General features: G+C 37.0%; 17 protein-coding genes and 1 tRNA gene. 9 read left to right on the top strand and 9 right to left on the bottom strand.

What is annotated here, in order from left to right:
• Positions 1–2: 2 nt before the first annotated feature.
• The 6 genes from HNP90_RS02890 to HNP90_RS02865 all read right to left on the bottom strand — a co-directional run bounded on the left by HNP90_RS02890 (position 3) and on the right by HNP90_RS02865 (position 4,521).
• Positions 3–92: transfer RNA gene (locus tag HNP90_RS02890), tRNA-Sec, on the bottom strand.
• Positions 93–185: 93 nt separating this feature from the next.
• Complete coding sequence (locus HNP90_RS02885; protein ID WP_011977359.1) at positions 186–1,199, bottom strand: homoserine dehydrogenase; 1,014 nt, start codon at positions 1,197–1,199, stop codon at positions 186–188.
• Between the two features lie 10 nt (positions 1,200–1,209).
• Entirely contained in the window at positions 1,210–1,692 is a 483-nt protein-coding gene (locus HNP90_RS02880; RefSeq protein ID WP_011977358.1) for a hypothetical protein, read from the bottom strand.
• A 160-nt stretch (positions 1,693–1,852) separates the two neighbouring features.
• A complete protein-coding gene (locus HNP90_RS02875) occupies positions 1,853–3,454 on the bottom strand; it encodes a sodium:solute symporter family protein (RefSeq protein ID WP_011977357.1) in 1,602 nt (533 codons plus the stop codon).
• Positions 3,455–3,646 (bottom strand): symporter small accessory protein, encoded by a 192-nt coding sequence (locus HNP90_RS02870; RefSeq protein WP_011977356.1) that lies wholly within the window; start codon positions 3,644–3,646, stop codon positions 3,455–3,457.
• A 338-nt stretch (positions 3,647–3,984) separates the two neighbouring features.
• On the bottom strand, positions 3,985–4,521 hold the full coding sequence (locus HNP90_RS02865; protein ID WP_011977355.1) for a CDP-2,3-bis-(O-geranylgeranyl)-sn-glycerol synthase: 537 nt from the start codon (positions 4,519–4,521) through the stop codon (positions 3,985–3,987).
• Positions 4,522–5,230: 709 nt separating this feature from the next.
• Here HNP90_RS02865 and HNP90_RS02860 point away from each other — a divergent pair.
• The 9 genes from HNP90_RS02860 to comE all read left to right on the top strand — a co-directional run bounded on the left by HNP90_RS02860 (position 5,231) and on the right by comE (position 14,263).
• On the top strand, positions 5,231–7,207 hold the full coding sequence (locus HNP90_RS02860; RefSeq protein WP_011977354.1) for a CoB--CoM heterodisulfide reductase iron-sulfur subunit A family protein: 1,977 nt from the start codon (positions 5,231–5,233) through the stop codon (positions 7,205–7,207).
• Positions 7,208–7,395: 188 nt separating this feature from the next.
• Entirely contained in the window at positions 7,396–7,800 is a 405-nt protein-coding gene (gene vhuD, locus HNP90_RS02855) for a F420-non-reducing hydrogenase iron-sulfur subunit VhuD (RefSeq protein ID WP_011977353.1), read from the top strand.
• Positions 7,801–7,898: 98 nt separating this feature from the next.
• Positions 7,899–8,765, top strand: coding sequence for a F420-non-reducing hydrogenase subunit VhuG (vhuG, locus tag HNP90_RS02850; RefSeq protein WP_011977352.1), 867 nt, complete (start codon positions 7,899–7,901; stop codon positions 8,763–8,765).
• Positions 8,766–8,805: 40 nt separating this feature from the next.
• Positions 8,806–10,062: a F420-non-reducing hydrogenase Vhu subunit A gene (gene vhuA, locus HNP90_RS02845; RefSeq protein WP_011977351.1), complete on the top strand. Its 1,257-nt coding sequence runs from the start codon at positions 8,806–8,808 to the stop codon at positions 10,060–10,062.
• 14 nt (positions 10,063–10,076) lie between these two features.
• The gene (gene vhuU / locus HNP90_RS09395; protein ID WP_011869457.1) at positions 10,077–10,211 is read left to right on the top strand and encodes a F420-non-reducing hydrogenase selenoprotein subunit VhuU; all 135 of its coding nucleotides are present in this window, start codon (positions 10,077–10,079) and stop codon (positions 10,209–10,211) included.
• A gap of 88 nt (positions 10,212–10,299) precedes the next feature.
• On the top strand, positions 10,300–11,487 hold the full coding sequence (gene vhuB, locus HNP90_RS02840; protein WP_011977350.1) for a F420-non-reducing hydrogenase associated-polyferredoxin VhuB: 1,188 nt from the start codon (positions 10,300–10,302) through the stop codon (positions 11,485–11,487).
• 28 nt (positions 11,488–11,515) lie between these two features.
• Positions 11,516–12,820: a formylmethanofuran dehydrogenase subunit B gene (locus tag HNP90_RS02835; protein WP_011977349.1), complete on the top strand. Its 1,305-nt coding sequence runs from the start codon at positions 11,516–11,518 to the stop codon at positions 12,818–12,820.
• 215 nt (positions 12,821–13,035) lie between these two features.
• Positions 13,036–13,704 (top strand): HisA/HisF family protein, encoded by a 669-nt coding sequence (locus tag HNP90_RS02830; protein WP_011977348.1) that lies wholly within the window; start codon positions 13,036–13,038, stop codon positions 13,702–13,704.
• A 1-nt stretch (position 13,705) separates the two neighbouring features.
• Entirely contained in the window at positions 13,706–14,263 is a 558-nt protein-coding gene (comE, locus tag HNP90_RS02825) for a sulfopyruvate decarboxylase subunit beta (RefSeq protein WP_011977347.1), read from the top strand.
• 13 nt (positions 14,264–14,276) lie between these two features.
• On the opposite strand, the gene HNP90_RS02820 is transcribed toward comE, so the two are convergent.
• Genes HNP90_RS02820 through HNP90_RS02810 form a run of 3 tightly spaced genes read right to left on the bottom strand, consistent with a single transcriptional unit; the run spans position 14,277 to position 16,195 of the window.
• Complete coding sequence (locus HNP90_RS02820) at positions 14,277–14,960, bottom strand: hypothetical protein (protein WP_011977346.1); 684 nt, start codon at positions 14,958–14,960, stop codon at positions 14,277–14,279.
• A gap of 10 nt (positions 14,961–14,970) precedes the next feature.
• Positions 14,971–15,177, bottom strand: coding sequence for a 4Fe-4S dicluster domain-containing protein (locus tag HNP90_RS02815; RefSeq protein WP_011977345.1), 207 nt, complete (start codon positions 15,175–15,177; stop codon positions 14,971–14,973).
• Positions 15,178–15,193: 16 nt separating this feature from the next.
• Entirely contained in the window at positions 15,194–16,195 is a 1,002-nt protein-coding gene (locus tag HNP90_RS02810) for an RNA-guided pseudouridylation complex pseudouridine synthase subunit Cbf5 (RefSeq protein WP_011977344.1), read from the bottom strand.
• Positions 16,196–16,198: the final 3 nt, after the last annotated feature.

The raw sequence follows: 16,198 nt of genomic DNA, 5'->3' as shown, positions 1-16,198 counted from the left end.
AACGGCGCAGGGGGGGAATCGAACCCCGAATTCCAACGGAACTCGACGGATCTGAAGTCCGCCCTCATCTACCAAGATAAGCACCCCGTGCCACAAGCCAAGATATAAACTATTTTAAAGATATATAAGCCTTTTTGTTTACTTTCTTTTTAAAGTTTATTAAAAAACGTTTTAAAAAAGATATATTAGTTTTTCATTGTCTGGTGAATATTTACTAAATCGCTCAGAATTGCAGAAGCAGTTTCAATGTCTCCTGCACCGGTTCCAACAACTACAATATCGTTTGCAAGATCCGTACTAACCATTGCAACGTTTAAACTTCCTTTAACGTTTAAAGGACTGTCAATAGGTACAAGTTTTGGGCATACTATGAGTTTTTCATCTGTAACTTCCCCTATTAATTTTATAGTGTGGCCACTTTTATTTGCCATCGCAAGCGCTTCAGGAGTAATTCTTGTAATTCCTTCTAATTCCACATCTTTAATTGTTACATCTCTTCCAAATATTGAATTTGCTAAAATTACAATTTTTGCAGCAGTATCCAATCCGCTGATATCCTGATGAGGGTTTGTTTCAGCAATACCGAGTTCCTGGGCTTCTTTTAATACCATATCAAAATCAAGCTGTTCTTTTTCCATTTTGGTTAGTATATAGTTTGTAGTCCCGTTTAAAATTCCTTTTATTACTTTAATATCATTTCCTGCTAGTGTTTCCTTTGCAAGATTGATTATTGGCATTGCGCCACCGACTGAAGCTTCATATCTGAAACAAACTTTATTTTCTTCTGCACATTTTACGAGTTCTTTAAATGAAACTGCGAGGGGACCTTTATTTGCACTTACGACGTGTTTTTTGGTTTCAAACGCTTTTAACATGTATGATTTTGCAGGTTCACCGGTTTCAATGTTCGTAGGGCTTACCTCAACAATAGCGTCCGCATTTACTGACTCAATAACTTCTAAAATGCCCATTTCGCATCCTTTTTCTGGATAATCTGCAATTTTTCCTGTTTCTTCTTTAACTTTCAAAGCTAATTCCAAATCGAGGCCGTTTTCATCAATTGCAGCACCGCTTCTATCACAAATTGCAGCAACTTGTAAATCCATTCCATATCTATTCTTTAAATGTTCTGATTTGAGGGTAATGGTCTTTAAAACACCCTTACCAATTATTCCAAATCCTACAAGAATTATCTTCATAAATATCCCCTTAGCATGATTTAATAAACAACAAACCTTTTTCTTTAGCTATTTTATCAAATTCGTCATAAAGCTCGTTTAATTTTTCGTTATCTATCGTTATTCTCATTCTTGCAGAAGATTCCGCAACAGGATCAGGCATTGTTAAATCTAAATCAACAACTACCCCAAATTCATTAATCCTGTCGATAGTATCGAGTACATCAGTATCTACGATATGTCCAACGACTACAACTTCGAGGTTCGTTTTTTTCATTTTTTCGTTTATTTTAGCAACGATAACGTCTAGTTTTTCAAGGTTTTCCACGATAGAATTTAACAGATTATCGTTTAATTTTTCGATCACGACTTTTACGGGGACTCTTCCGTCCTGTGTTTTATTTTCGCGCATATGAATAACACTAAAAATATTGGCTCCCGCAGAAGAAATCGGTTGTAAAGCTTTCAAAAGCTCTCCGGGAGAATCCTTGAGTTCCAGATCAAGAAATATCATTTTTTCACCAGTCGGTATTTCGGCTACAACATAAATATTATTCATAATCATGTTATGCACAACAAGTATAAATATTGCACCAAAGCCGGTAAAAAGTTAGATTTTAAAAATAAGCCCGATATGAATTATTAAAAATGTCAACAAAATAAAAAAAGAGAAATTAAATTCCTTTAAAGCACTTTTTAAGGTGATCCTCTGAAGGCGCCTTTGTTAATAGACTTACCACTACTGTTGCAATAAATGCAAGTGGTAGTGAGATTACCATTGGATCTACAAATGGCCAAGGCATTGTGGAAATCAAAACATCTCTTCCAATCAACATCTTTGAAATTCCGAGTGCGGCTGCTTCTTTTTCGTGAACGAATAATAGGCAGAAAAGACTTACAAACGTACCTGTTAGTAGGCCTGCAATCGCGCCTTCTTTTGTTGTCCTTTTCCAGAATAATCCAAGTGCATACGCGGGTAAAAACGCAGCACTACAGAGTCCAAAGAATAATGCAGTTCCTCTTGCAACTATTCCTCCTGGAAGTATGTATCCAAGGATTACTGCAATTATTATTGCTACAATTATTCCAAATCTCGTGATAATTACTGAATTCAATCCTTTTTTACCACAGAGAGTTTCATAAACGTCCCTTCCAATCGACGTACCCTGGGCATGGAATTGGCTTGAAATAGTAGACATTGCAGCGGCAAGTAGTGAAACCAAGAATATGTAAATAAACCATTCAGGCATTGCTTTGTTGATGTATAGTGGCATGATACTGTCACTGTTTCCTGTAGGAAATGCTTCAGAGACTGTTGCACCAATTGATAGAACTCCTTCTGTATTCATAAAGTAAACGTTTGAAAGCGTTCCTACAACGTATGCAGTACCTGTCGCAATTAAAATGAAGACTGCACCAATCAAAACTGCCCTATTTAATTCCCTGTTACTTTTTACAGTCATGAATCTAACAACGAGCTGAGGCTGTGCCAAAACTCCGATTCCAACACCTAATATTATACTTGAAACGATTGTCCACCACATTGGAGAACCAAATGTCGGCATCGAGGTCCATCCGGCATGCCCGATACTTGCAAGATTTGCCGGAACCATGCCTGACATATTTGTAATTGCTTGATGAGCGGTAGTAACTCCTCCGAGTATATCGTAGGTCATGTAGAGCAAAAACAACATTCCAAAAAACATAATGGTTCCCTGAAATGCATCTGTGTACATCACACCTTTTAAACCGCCCATTACAACGTACACTGCAATAATTACAGAAAATACGAGCAGTGCAACGTCAAATGAAATGTTGAGTGTGGTTTCAATGAACCTTGCAGCACCAATTAACACTGCTGCGGCATATATTGGCATTGCACAAAATATCAAAAGGCCTGAAAACCACTGTATGAACTTGCTTTCAAATCTTTTCGCCAGAAGTTCTGGAAATGTAAGTGCATTTAAATTATGGCCCATTTTTCTGGTTCTTTTCCCGAAAAATACGAATGCTATAAAGATACCTAAAAAGATATTTAGAAACGTCAGCCATAGTAAACTCATACCAAATAAGCCTGCGAATCCACCAAAACCAACAATTGCTGCAGTACTAATAAATGTGGCACCGTAACTCATTGCCATAACAAATGGGTGGATTTTTCTACCTCCAACCATGTAGTCTTCAGCACTCGAAGTTCCTTTCCAACCTTTGTATCCAAGGTATCCAACAATTAAAAGATAAACTAACACAATCACGTTTAGAAGAATGATATCCATTTAGACCACCGTTCCGATTTCATCTTCCATTTTTTCTTCTTCTTTTTCCCATTTTAATTCTTCTTCAATTTCTTCTGTTTCGGTTTCTGAACCTTTATTCCAATTTAATGCCCCGTATATCACGCATAATAGTGTACTCAAGATGCAGAGCACGTATGCACTTAATACATAGGGGTCTGAAATGCCTAGCATAAAACACCTCTTGAAAATGGATAGTCGTGTAGTATGATGTAATCGACTAATATAAACACGTTATAAAACTTTTATAAACTAGATACGCAGTATTTTTGGATTAACGAGCGTTAACAATACTGGAATAAAACAAAACCGAGATACCCAAATCTAAAATGTTTTTCCGTACTTTTAAACAAAGCATACTTGATTATTTTGAAAATGGACATCGGATTCATAAAGATCTCTTTGAACTTTATTAAACTTTAATTTTGCCACAGAATTCATTTACCCTTTTTTACTATATATAAATTATTGAATTCGCGGATTTGAAAAAATAGAATCGATTTTGTTGGTGATTACCACCATACTTTTTTTAAATGGAGTTTATATGCGATTATATTCGAGGAAAAATGGATTATCGGGGAGATTACCAATAAGATTACCATTAAGTTTACTGGTTGTTGGTATAATGGATATGCAAATATTAATGCAAATACTATAAACGTCATCTGATCTAGAAGTGGGGCAGACTGGCCTTGATTTAATTTGAGTCGTCTTTTTATAAAGCTTCCAAGCATATCTCCAAAAAGAGCACCCGTTCCTAATAAAAAGCCGAGAATAATATATCCAGTTAGCCCGTAGTTAAAAACTGATTGGGGATCCATATATAATATAACAATAAAATGCTGTAAAATTCCGGTAATTATTCCAAAAAGTATTCCAAAAAAAGTGCCCCTGTAAGTTACACCATTTCCGATAATTCTATTACCATCGAAAAAATTTTTTCCAAGATCAACAGGTCTTCCCCCGCCTAAAATACAAGGAACCGCATTAGCTACATATGCAGGCAAAATATACCATATGGCGCTAAACAACAATAAAAGTAAATCCATGAAATCCCTCGCATGTATGAAATTGACACTTAGCATACTATTTTTGTACAGTATTTAAAGATTACTTCTATAAAAAAGTCGCCAAGTTAATTTTTAAAAATATAAAAAAATTGGAGGGGTAAGAAATAGGGGGTGGTTTATGTAAAGTATTGATAATTATTAAAATAGAACGGGGAGGGGTTTTTAAATTTTTTGTAAATTGTTAGTAGTATATTACTGGTAAATAAAAGAGTTTTTTAAATTATTACATTATATGAGGGGTGGGAATGGGATTGGGAGATCAAATCTCCCACACGGTGTCATCAGTAGTGAAGTGGGGGTATGAGGGGGGTTTAAAATAACAATCTCACTACTGTCCCACACCGTGCAATTTATACATTTCAACTTTTGATATATATATCTAACGGTCTACTTATTAATTTTAAACGTATAGTAATATTCTTTGATCAAACGGTTCATTCAAATATTATTTTTTAACAATCTACCCTTTTTTAGAGCAATTAGAAAATTTATGGTATGCCATTAAGATATATGGATACTATTTTAATATTCTTCAAGACCGTAGACAACTGTTTTTAAAGCCGGTTATTATTTTTTCTAATATTAATAGTAGATATTAGCAATTTCAAGAATGTATCTTTTTATAAGCAGGTGAGTGTAGTATAAATGTATACCAATTACCTTACTTGTTATATGTGGAGGTGAATCCATGAGTGACCCCAAAGTGGGTGTATTCGTCTGCTACTGTGGTGCAAACATCAATGGTGCAGTGGATTGTGAAGCCGTAAAGGATTTCGCTTCTAAATTAGACGGAGTAGTTGTTTCAGCTACATACCCGTTCATGTGTGCGGACCCTGGTCAAGGTCTTATTAAAGACGCGATCAAAGAGCATGGATTGGACAGGATTGTAGTTGCAGCATGCACGCCTAAGATCCACGAGCCAACCTTTAGAGGTTGCCTACAGGATGCGGGAATATCCCCGTACTACCTAGAGTTTGTAAATATTAGAGAACACGACGCATTTGTCCACATGGGCAATGTAAAAGCAGCAACAAACAAAGCATGTGAAATGATTGCTGGTGGAGTCGAACGAGCTAAGAAATTAGAAGACGTTCCTCAAAAAGTCGTAGAAGTAGATAAAAGCTGTATGGTTATCGGTGCAGGTATCGCAGGTATTCAGTCTGCGCTTGACCTTGGTGACCAAGGCTTCAAAGTTTACCTCGTAGACAAAGATGAATCAATCGGAGGAAGGATGGCGCAACTTGCAAAGACCTTCCCAACAGACGATTGTGCAATGTGAATTCTCGCACCAAAAATGGTGTCAGCAGCTAACCACCCTAACATTGAATTAATTACATTTGCTGAGATTAAAAATATCGATGGTTACATCGGAAACTTTGATGTTACCCTCGAGAAAAAACCAAGATATGTTGATGAGGACACCTGTACCGGATGTGGTGCATGTGCAGCAGCATGTCCAATTGAAGTGCCTAATGAGTTTGATTTAGGATTAGGTACAAGGAAAGCAATTTATGTTCCATTCCCACAAGCAGTTCCATTACTTTACACAATCGATAAAGATCACTGTATTGATTGTGGACTTTGTGCAAAAGTTTGCTGTGCAGAGGCAGTAAGATACGATCAGAAACCTCAAGAACTCAAAATTAATGTCGGTACAATTATTACCGCAACAGGATACGATGAGTTCGATGCAAGCAGAAAAGAAGAGTATGGATACGGAGTTTACGACAACGTAATTACAACTCTCGAAGTTGAAAGGATGATTAACCCTGCTGGTCCAACCCACGGGCACGAAATCAGACCTAGCGACGGAAAAGCACCAAAAAGAACTGTATATATACAGTGCGTTGGTTCAAGAGACGAGAAAGTTGGAAACCCATACTGTTCAAGAGTATGCTGTATGTTCGCATTGAAAAATGCGCAGTTAATGAAAATGCACGACCCTAATGCAGAAGTTTATATCTGCTACATGGATATCAGGGCTTTCGGTAAAGGGTACGAAGAGTACTACAAGAGAGCTCAGGACCAGTTCGGAGTTAAATTTATTAGGGGAAGACCAGCTAACATTATCGAAGATCCAGAAACTAAAAACTTGACCGTGAGAGTAGAAGATACCCTCTTGGGAGAAATTTTAGAGATCGACGCTGATTTAGTTGTTCTTTCAGCAGGTTTAGAGGCTAAAAAAGATGCCGCTGAACTTGGTAAAATGCTTGGTATTGATAGAGGTCCAGAAGGATTCTTTAAAGAATTACACCCTAAATTAGCACCTGTTAACACGAAAGTTGATGGTATTGCAATTGCAGGGGTCGCTCAAGGACCAAAAGATATTCCAGATACAGTAGCACAGGCAAAAGGTGCCGCAAGTGCTGTTGCAATTCCAATGTCACAAGGTCAGTTCAAGATCGAAATGATTAGGGCAACAGTTAACGAAGAAGTATGCGGTGGCTGTAAAGTATGTGCTTTAATGTGTCCATATAACGCAATTACTTACGAAGAAAAAGACGGTCACTTGGTGGCAATCTCTGACGACGTTGCATGTAAAGGATGTGGTGCATGTGCAGCAGCATGTCCAAGTGGTGCAATGCAGTTAAGATACTACCGAGATGAGCAAGTCATCGGTATGATCGATGGTATTCTCAATGCCGCAAAAATGTTAGAAGAATAATTTAAGCACAAGGAACAGGGAATGAACGAATAAATAACTAATTATCAATTAAAATTAAATTCTCAGCAAAATTAAGTTAGGATAGGTGTTAATTCATATCATATGACGAACAACCCGAAGGTTAAAACCAGGGAAGTTCTGATGAGTTACGAGTTAATTTAATTAAAAAATTAAAAAAGGGATATATTATGGCAGAACCCGTAATTATGGCCTTTGTATGTTACCAGTGAGGATACGGTGCAGCCGATTTGGCTGGTACAAGCAGAATGCAATACCCTGCATCAGTTAGAGCTATTAGAGTGCCATGTACAGGTAAATTCGATATTACCTATGCATTAAGAGCATTCCAAAAAGGTGCTGATGCTGTATTCGTTGCAGGTTGAAAACCAAACGAATGTGCATTCGAAACTGGAAACTTCAAAGCTGAAGAAAGGGTTAAATTTGGAAAACAGATCCTAGATGAACTCGGAATTGGTGGCGAAAGACTTGAAATGTTCTTCATGTCAGGTGCTGACGCAGGTAAATTCACCGAATCAGTTAACGAAATGACTGATAGAGTTAAAAAATTAGGACCTAACCCATTCAAAGCGTAAAACGGTTTAAAAAGAGAATGAATTTTGCGGGGAACCAAACGGACTCGTAAAAGGACTGCCCTCTGTTAGGGAATTTTTACCAATCACAAGGTGATTAAATGGCAGATAAAGTTAAGGTAGGCATTATACAACTCTGCGGATGCTCTGGATGCCATATATCACTACTTGACTTACACGAAGGCCTTTTGGACGTTCTTCCAGCTTTGGAAATTGTTTACGCTCCAATCATTGCCGACGTAAAGGAAATTCCTGATGTGGACGTATTCTTAGTCGAAGGCGGAGTAAGAAGCGAACACGATGAACACTTGATTCACGAAATCAGGGAAAAATCAAAAGTAGTGATTGCATGGGGATCCTGTGCAGCTTTTGGAGGTATTCCTGGACTTGGAAACCTTTACACTCCAGAACAACTCAAAGAAACAGTTTATACAACAGTTTCAACAGACAACCCTGGAGTTATTCCAACTGATGGAGTTCCTGAATTAACTACTACAGTAAAACCTATAACTGAAGTAGTTAAGGCAGATTACGTAATCCCTGGATGTCCTCCAAAGCCAGCATTGACTGCAGGAGCAATTGTTGCATTATTAGAAGGAAAAGAACCAGTATTACCTACAAAAATTGTATGTGATGAATGTCCAAGAACAAAAGAGAATGTATTCCCTACGGAATTCAAAAGATCTGGCCAGGGAACTCCTGACCCAGATAAATGTCTCTTTGAACAAGGATACACGTGCATGGGTATGGCTACAAGAGCAGGTTGCGGTGCGATGTGTCCATCAGCAAATATGCCTTGTAGAGGATGCTACGGTAAAACTGACGAAACTTTGGATCAAGGGGCAGCAGCTGCAAACACTTATGCAAATGCAGGAGAAGCAGCACTCAATATCCCGGATAAGGTTGCAACACTAAACAGATTCACGTTACCTGTTGCTTTAGTATCTAAAAAAATCCAAAAAGAATAAACTAATAATTCAAAAAATATAATTTAAGGATGGTGACTCTATGGGTAAGGTTACTATCGAACCTCTATCCCGTTTAGAAGGGCACGGTAAGGTTTCAATAACCTTAGACGATTCGGGAAAACCAACAGATGTAAAATTACATATTACTGCCCTTAGAGGTTTCGAACAGTTTGTTATAGGTAGGCCTGCAGAGGAAGTACCAAGAATAGTACCAAGAATTTGTGGAATCTGTCAGACTCCGCACCACTTGGCAAGTGTTAAAGCAGTAGATGCTGCATGGGGCGCAGAAATACCAAGCGCAGCAGGAAAATTAAGAGAATTAATGCACCTTGGAAACATGATGCACTCCCACGCATTACACTTCTATTACTTGGCAGCTCCTGATTTTGTACTCGGTCCAGATTCAGATCCTGCAGCTAGAAACATTATTGGAGTTATCGGTGCAGCTCCTGAAGTTGCTAAAAAAGCAATTGCAATGAGAAGAGTTGGCCAATCAATTGTTGAAACAATTGGTGGTAGAGCAATTCACCCTGTTACAGGAGTTCCTGGTGGGGTATCCAAAGCATTGAGTGAAGAAAAAAGAGACGAATTATTAAAAGAAATTGACGAAATGATTGCATTTGGTCAAGAAGGTGTCGCTCTTATCAAAGCACTCAATGAACAATACATGGATCTTGCAAAAACACTCGGTGTAATCGATACTTGGTATTTAGGTTTAGTAAAAGATGGTAAACATAATTTCTACGGAGACACGTTAAGATTCATGTCCCCTGATGGAAAACAAATAACTGACTTTAAACCTTCAGAATATTTAGATAACATCGGTGAACACGTTGTAGAACACAACTACGTTAAATATCCATACAACAAAAAAGTTGGATATCCAGAAGGGCTCTACAGAGTAGGACCATTAGGAATGATTAACGTATGTGACTCAATGCCTACACCTCTTGCCGAAGAAGCTAGAAAAGATTTCGCAGACACTTTCGGAAAACCAGCAAACCAATCATTAGCATACAACCATGCAAGATTGATCGAGTTACTCGGTTCATGCGAAAGAGTCAAGGAACTTTTAGAAGATTCCGAAATAACTTCAACAGATATTAAGGCAGAAGTTGAACCTAAAGCAGGAAATGGTGTTGGTGCGATTTACGCTCCAAGAGGTACATTAATCCACAATTACGAAACGGATGATAAAGGAATTGTTGTAAAAGCAAATATGATTGTAGCTACGACACACAATGTACCTACCATGGAAAAAGCTATCCAACAAGCTGCTGAAGTGATCTTCAAATAAGCACGGTGGTAAAGATGGTAGATGAGGCAAAATTAAATTTAATCGAGATCGTGCTAAGGGCATACGATCCATGATATTCATGTGCAGCGCACATGATTGTAAAAGACGAACAAGGAAAAGTTCTCCTTGAAGTCATAAAAGAAGAATAAATATTCTCTAACCGAACCCTAATGGGAGGCTAGAGAAACCTTCAATAGAAGGCCCCATACCTTTAAAAATTTTTTCGGGGGTTGTCATTTGGCAGGAATATCTATTCAAGAGGATGCTTGCCTTGTGTGTAATGCCTGTGCGAAGGCATGCCCGACAGAGGCAATAGAGATTGCCCCCTTCAAGACATGTATTCAGTGCTTTAGTTGTGCTAACGCATGTCCGACAGGGGCATTAGTTGTTAAAGATGGAAAATTAGTTTTCAACGGAAGTAAATGTGATTTAGATGGAGCATGTGCAAAAGCATGCCCTCAAGGAATCAAAAAAGTAGATGACAGATTCCCGTACTCCAAAGGACACTGTGTTCTTTGTGAGAAATGTGTTGATATCTGCCCTGCTGAAATAATTTCACTTCCTGGAAAAGCTGAAAAGCCTAAAAAAGAAATAATTATTCCACAAGAACCAATTGCAGTTACAAAAGACTGTGTTGCTTGTGGTGTATGTGTTCCAGAGTGCCCGGTTGATGCAATATCTATCAAAGATATCGCAGTAATCGATACAGACAAGTGTATATACTGTACGGTATGTTCACAAACCTGTCCATGGAACGCAATCTTTGTAGCAGGAAAAATGCCTCAAAAAAGACAGAAAACAATCAAATCTTTCACAGTTAATGAGGAAGAATGTATTGGTTGTGAAAAGTGTGTTGAAGCATGTCCTGGTTCAATGATTGAATACAATGGTGAAGCTTTAGGTGTTAAATTACCAGTTGCATGTCCTGCATGTGGACTATGTGTAGAAAGCTGTCCAGTTGAAGCTATTAGCTTGGAAGTTGAATATGCAAGCGCAAAACCAGTTACTGACGAAGGTCTTGTCTGGTTAGAAGATAAATGTGCATACTGTGGACCTTGTGCACTGAAGTGTCCAACAGGTGCAATAAAAGTAGTTAATCCGAAAGGATTAGAATTACCTTCAAAGAAAAAAACCGAAAAAGCAAACGAATTCGCAATGTGTATTCGATGCGGTGCTTGTGCAATGAAGTGTCCAACCGGCGCTTTAAAAATGGGCAAAGTGGTTCATGAAGGTAAGGAATACACAAGAGTTGAATTCAGCCCTGCATTATGTAATGAATGCGGCGAATGTGTAGACGTATGTCCACAGAAAACACTGGAACTTACCGGTGACGACAAAATGCCTCTCAAAGGATACTGTGTAATGTGCTTGAAATGTATTGAAGCATGTAACAAGGTCAAAAAAGAAGCATTGATATTGAAATAACCATTCCCATTTTTTTTGGGTGATAAAAGTGGAAGTGTTTAAGAATGTCGTATGTCCATTCTGTGGAACTCTTTGTGATGATATCGAAGTTCTTGTAGAAAATAACCATGTAGTTGGGACTAGAAATGCATGTAGAATCGGAAATGCAAAATTTATGCACTTCGAGGGCGCTGTAAGACATGAAAACCCCCTCATGAGGGAAAATAAAAAAGATGACTTTAAAAAGGTTGACTACGAGACTGCGACAGAAGAAACCGCAAGGTTACTCGTCGAAGCAAAGTTACCACTCATTTACGGGTGGAGTTCTGCAGAATGCCATGCACAACAATTAGGTGTATTATTGGCTGAAAAAACGAAAGCTATTGTGGATAACACCGCGAGTGTTTGACACGGGCCTTCACTTTTAGCTGTACAGGATGTAGGATACCCTGTTTCAACATTAGGAGAAACTAAAAACAGAGCAGACGTTGTCTTGTTCTGGGGTTCAAACCCGATGCATGCTCATCCAAGACACATGAGCAGGTACTCAGTATTCCCGAGAGGATTTTTCCGACAAAGAGGAAGACAAGACAGACAGATGATTGTGGTCGATCCGAGAAAAACGGATACTGCAAAACTCGCTGACATTCACCTCCAAGTGGAGCCTCATAAGGATTATGAGCTTGTAAGTGCTCTGAGAGCTGCAGCAAAAGGATTTAATATTGAAGCTGAACAAGTTGCTGGTGTTCCAACGGAAACCATCTACGAAGCAGTCGACATCTGTAAAAATGCCCAGTTTGGTTCACTCTTCTTCGCGATGGGCGTAACAATGAGCAGGGGAAAACACAGAATTATTGACAATGCTATTCAGTTTGTAATTGATATGAATGCATATACTAAGTTTGTATTGACTCCAATGAGGGGACACTACAACGTTAACGGATTCAACCAGGTTTCAACCTGGGTTACTGGATACCCATACGGTGTAGACTTCTCAAGAGGATACCCAAGATACAACCCCGGAGAAACTGCTTCAAACGATGTATTGCAGAGAGGAGACACCGACATGATGATCAACGTTGCATCAGATGCTGGTGCTCACTTCCCTCAAAAAGCAGTACAGCACATGGCAAAAATCCCGCTTGTATGTATCGATCCTCACGAAACTCCATCATCTGTAATTTCCAACATTGTAATTCCTCCAGCAATAACTGGACTTGAAGTTACAGGAACTGCTTACAGAATGGACGGAGTTCCAATCGAACTAAGAAAAGTTATCGAAGCTCCTGAAGGAATGCTTTCAGATGCAGAAATAATGAAAATGTTGATCAAAAAGGTCGACGAAATGAAATAATTAAATTTCGGTATCCTACGACTGAAGAAAATAACTCGTTGAACGGAAACCATTTTGGACCCTTCAACAAAAATCTCTTTTTAAATTATTTATTTCAAAATTATTTCGGTTTTTGAAAGAATCTATTTTAATTTATAAATTAGGAAAAATTATATAATTTACAAGTTTGAAATTCATTTTTAGATTTAGTTATTATTCGTTTTAAAGGTGTTTTTATGGAGATTATACCAGTTATTGATTTAATGGATGGCTTAGCAGTTTCTGGAAAAAGCGGGAATAGAAAAGAGTACGTTCCAATAAAATCTGTTTTATGCGATTCTTCAGACCCTAAAGATATAATTACAAAATACAAGAAAAATGGGGCAAAAAAAGTATATATCGCAGATTTAAACTCGATAATGGGTACTGGAAACAATTTTGAAATTGTAAAAAGTCTCGATATTTTTAAAATAACTGATTTTGGAGTCAAAGACAGAAACGATTTAGAAAACGTTAAAAAATATTCTGAAATGACGATTCTTGGTACCGAAACTCTAAATGATGTTTCCATTTTAAAAGAGGAACATATTATTTTAAGTCTTGATTTTAAGGATGGAAAACTTTTAAATTATGATTTAGATGAACTTTTAAAAGAAATTGATAAAAAAATGCCTTTAATAATATTAGATATTTCATCAGTTGGAACTCAGAATGGAATTAACGTAGAATTAATAACAGATATATTAGAAAAAACAGGTAATCCCATATATATTGGTGGCGGAATTAAATCTGAAGAAGATTTGAAAATTTCAAAGGAACTTGGAATTTCTGGAGTATTGATTGGAACTACAATACACAATGGAAAACTCGATTTAAAAAAAATAATTCAAAAGTACGGGGAATAGTATGGAACTTACAAGATATGAAATTATTAAAATTTTACTGGAATACGTGACCGATGAAATAGTTGTTTGTAACATCGGAATCCCAAGTAAAGAACTCTTTAAAATAAACGACAGGGAAAAAAACTTCTACATGTTAGGATCGATGGGTTTATCATCATCCATCGGACATGGGTTAGCACTTTCTGTAGATGAAAAGGTAATTGCAATTGATGGGGATGGTTCTGTTCTGATGAACATGGGCTCTCTTGCAACAATTGGAAAAACTGCTCCAAAAGACTTTTTACTATTAATTGTCGACAACTGCGCTTACGGATCAACTGGAAATCAGGAAACTCATTCGACCTGTACTGATTTATACCAGGTTTCAAAAGCATGCGGAATAGATTCAATTGGTGTAGCTAATGAAGAACAGTTAAGGGATGCACTCAAACTCGCATTAAGTGAATCCGGCACAAAAGTAATTGTGGCAAAAGCAAAACCACACAACGAAAACGTTCCAAATATCAATTTAGTTCCAACAGAAATAAAACACCGGTTCATGAATTCGATAAAAAAATAATAAATAAAAAAAGTTATTTTTTCAAAAATTTATTTTTAAAGTTTAAAATATTTTCATAATCCTGATTTATTGGATATCCAACAATAACATGGTCTTTAAATTTATTTAAATCTTTATTTTTTAAGTCTTCAAGTGAAATTATAAAATCTTGCCAGTTTCCGTGATAATCTTCACGCCGTCCAAGGTAGTTTTTCATGGAATTTAAAATATTTTCATCCATTTTTTTACAATAAGGTATGTAAATTGCTTTTTTTGAAGAAATATCTGGATTTTCACAGCCGTAAACATAATAAGAAATTAAATCGTTTTTTTCGATAAAATCTTTTACAAGTTTTTCGACCCCTTCAGTTCCTACCCAAATTTTATTTTTGTAAGAAACTGCTTTTTCTAAAACATCCAAAATCCTTGTTTTTTTAAAATTAGACTCTTTTTCTGAAAGATATGCGCGATTTCCTAAAACAACGCATATATCAAAATCATATGATGCATATTTTTCCAAAAGTTCAAAAGAATCGGTTCTTTTACTTTGAACCGTCAAAACTGCTTTTTTTAAGTCTTCAAGAATATTTTCATCTAACAAAGTAGTTTCAGCATCTATAACGTGGTAATCAAAAGATTTTGAAACGGTTCTGTTTATTTCAAGCAATTTTTCATAATCATAATTAATTTTAGTAAGTTTTGTTGCAATTGCAAGCATTTTTTCACATTTATTCTTCAGTTTCAACAGTAATTGCCTGATCTGGGCATTGTAATATGCAGAGCTGGCAGTTTGTACATTCTTTTGGGTTTACTGGAATGGGCGGGTAAATTCCTTTTTTATTCAGTGTTTCTGACTTTTTGTAAACGTCTTTTGGGCACACTTCAATGCAGATGTCGCATCCTTTACAGTAATTTTCGTCAATTATAATCTTCATAATATTCACCGCTAATTTATTTCTTCTTTGATTCCGCTTTAGTTTTATCATTTTTATTTCTTTTTTTCCAGATTCTAGGATAGATCCCAGGTTCCATTATCACACGCGTTATTTCTACAACTTCGCCTTCTTCGGTTTTTAGCATGTCTTTTGTATTCATGAGTGGTTTTCCAACTGCAACGGCTTCTCCTTTTAGTGTTTCGATCAGAACAACTTCATCAGTTCCAATTCCCTTTTCAATTTTTGAAACTCCTGAAGAATAAAGTGTAGCTCCATGGCATACTGCATCGACTGCGCTATCCTTTACAATTATTTTTTTAAGGTGTTGTAGCCCGTATTCAAGAGGTTTTACTAATTTTCTTAATTCTTCTTCGTTTCCGTCTTCTTTCCAGAATATATATGCATCGAGTAAATCCTGCAAATAAACGGCTTCATTTTCATAAAATGGCCCACTAATCGTTCTTCTAAGTTCCTGCATGTGTGCAGATGTTCCAAGAGCTTCTCCCATATCATCTACAAGTTTTCTTAAATACGTTCCGGACTGGCATTTTGTTCTAAATAATATATCTCGACCATCGATTTCCAAAATCTCAATTTCGTATATTTTTCTAATTCTAAGGCTTCTTTTGACAGCAGCTTTTAAAGGGGGTCTTTGATGAATTCTTCCAGTAAATTCTTTGAAAATATTTTCAATATCTTCAAGTTTAGCATCGTCATGCAGATGCATCAAACACACGTATTCTTTTGGAGGGATGTGCCAGATCGGAACACACTTTGTGGTGTTTCCTAATGCTACAGGAAGTGCACCTGTAACTTTTGGGTCAAGCGTTCCACCATGCCCTGCTTTAACTAAATTTAGCATGTTTCTAACCCATGCGGCAACTTCGTGGGAAGTTGGGCCAGATGGCTTATCGATTACAACAAGTCCCGTATTTAGAAGCGTTTTTATGTCTCTTTTGTATGGATCAGATCCGTAATTATAATCCGTTTTTGATTCTTCTTTTACAATTAATTCCAAAAT

This window comes from Methanococcus maripaludis (assembly GCF_013760955.1).
Lineage (GTDB): Archaea > AGJL01 > Methanococci > Methanococcales > Methanococcaceae > Methanococcus > Methanococcus maripaludis_A.
This window is presented reverse-complemented; position numbering and strand designations above follow the sequence as displayed.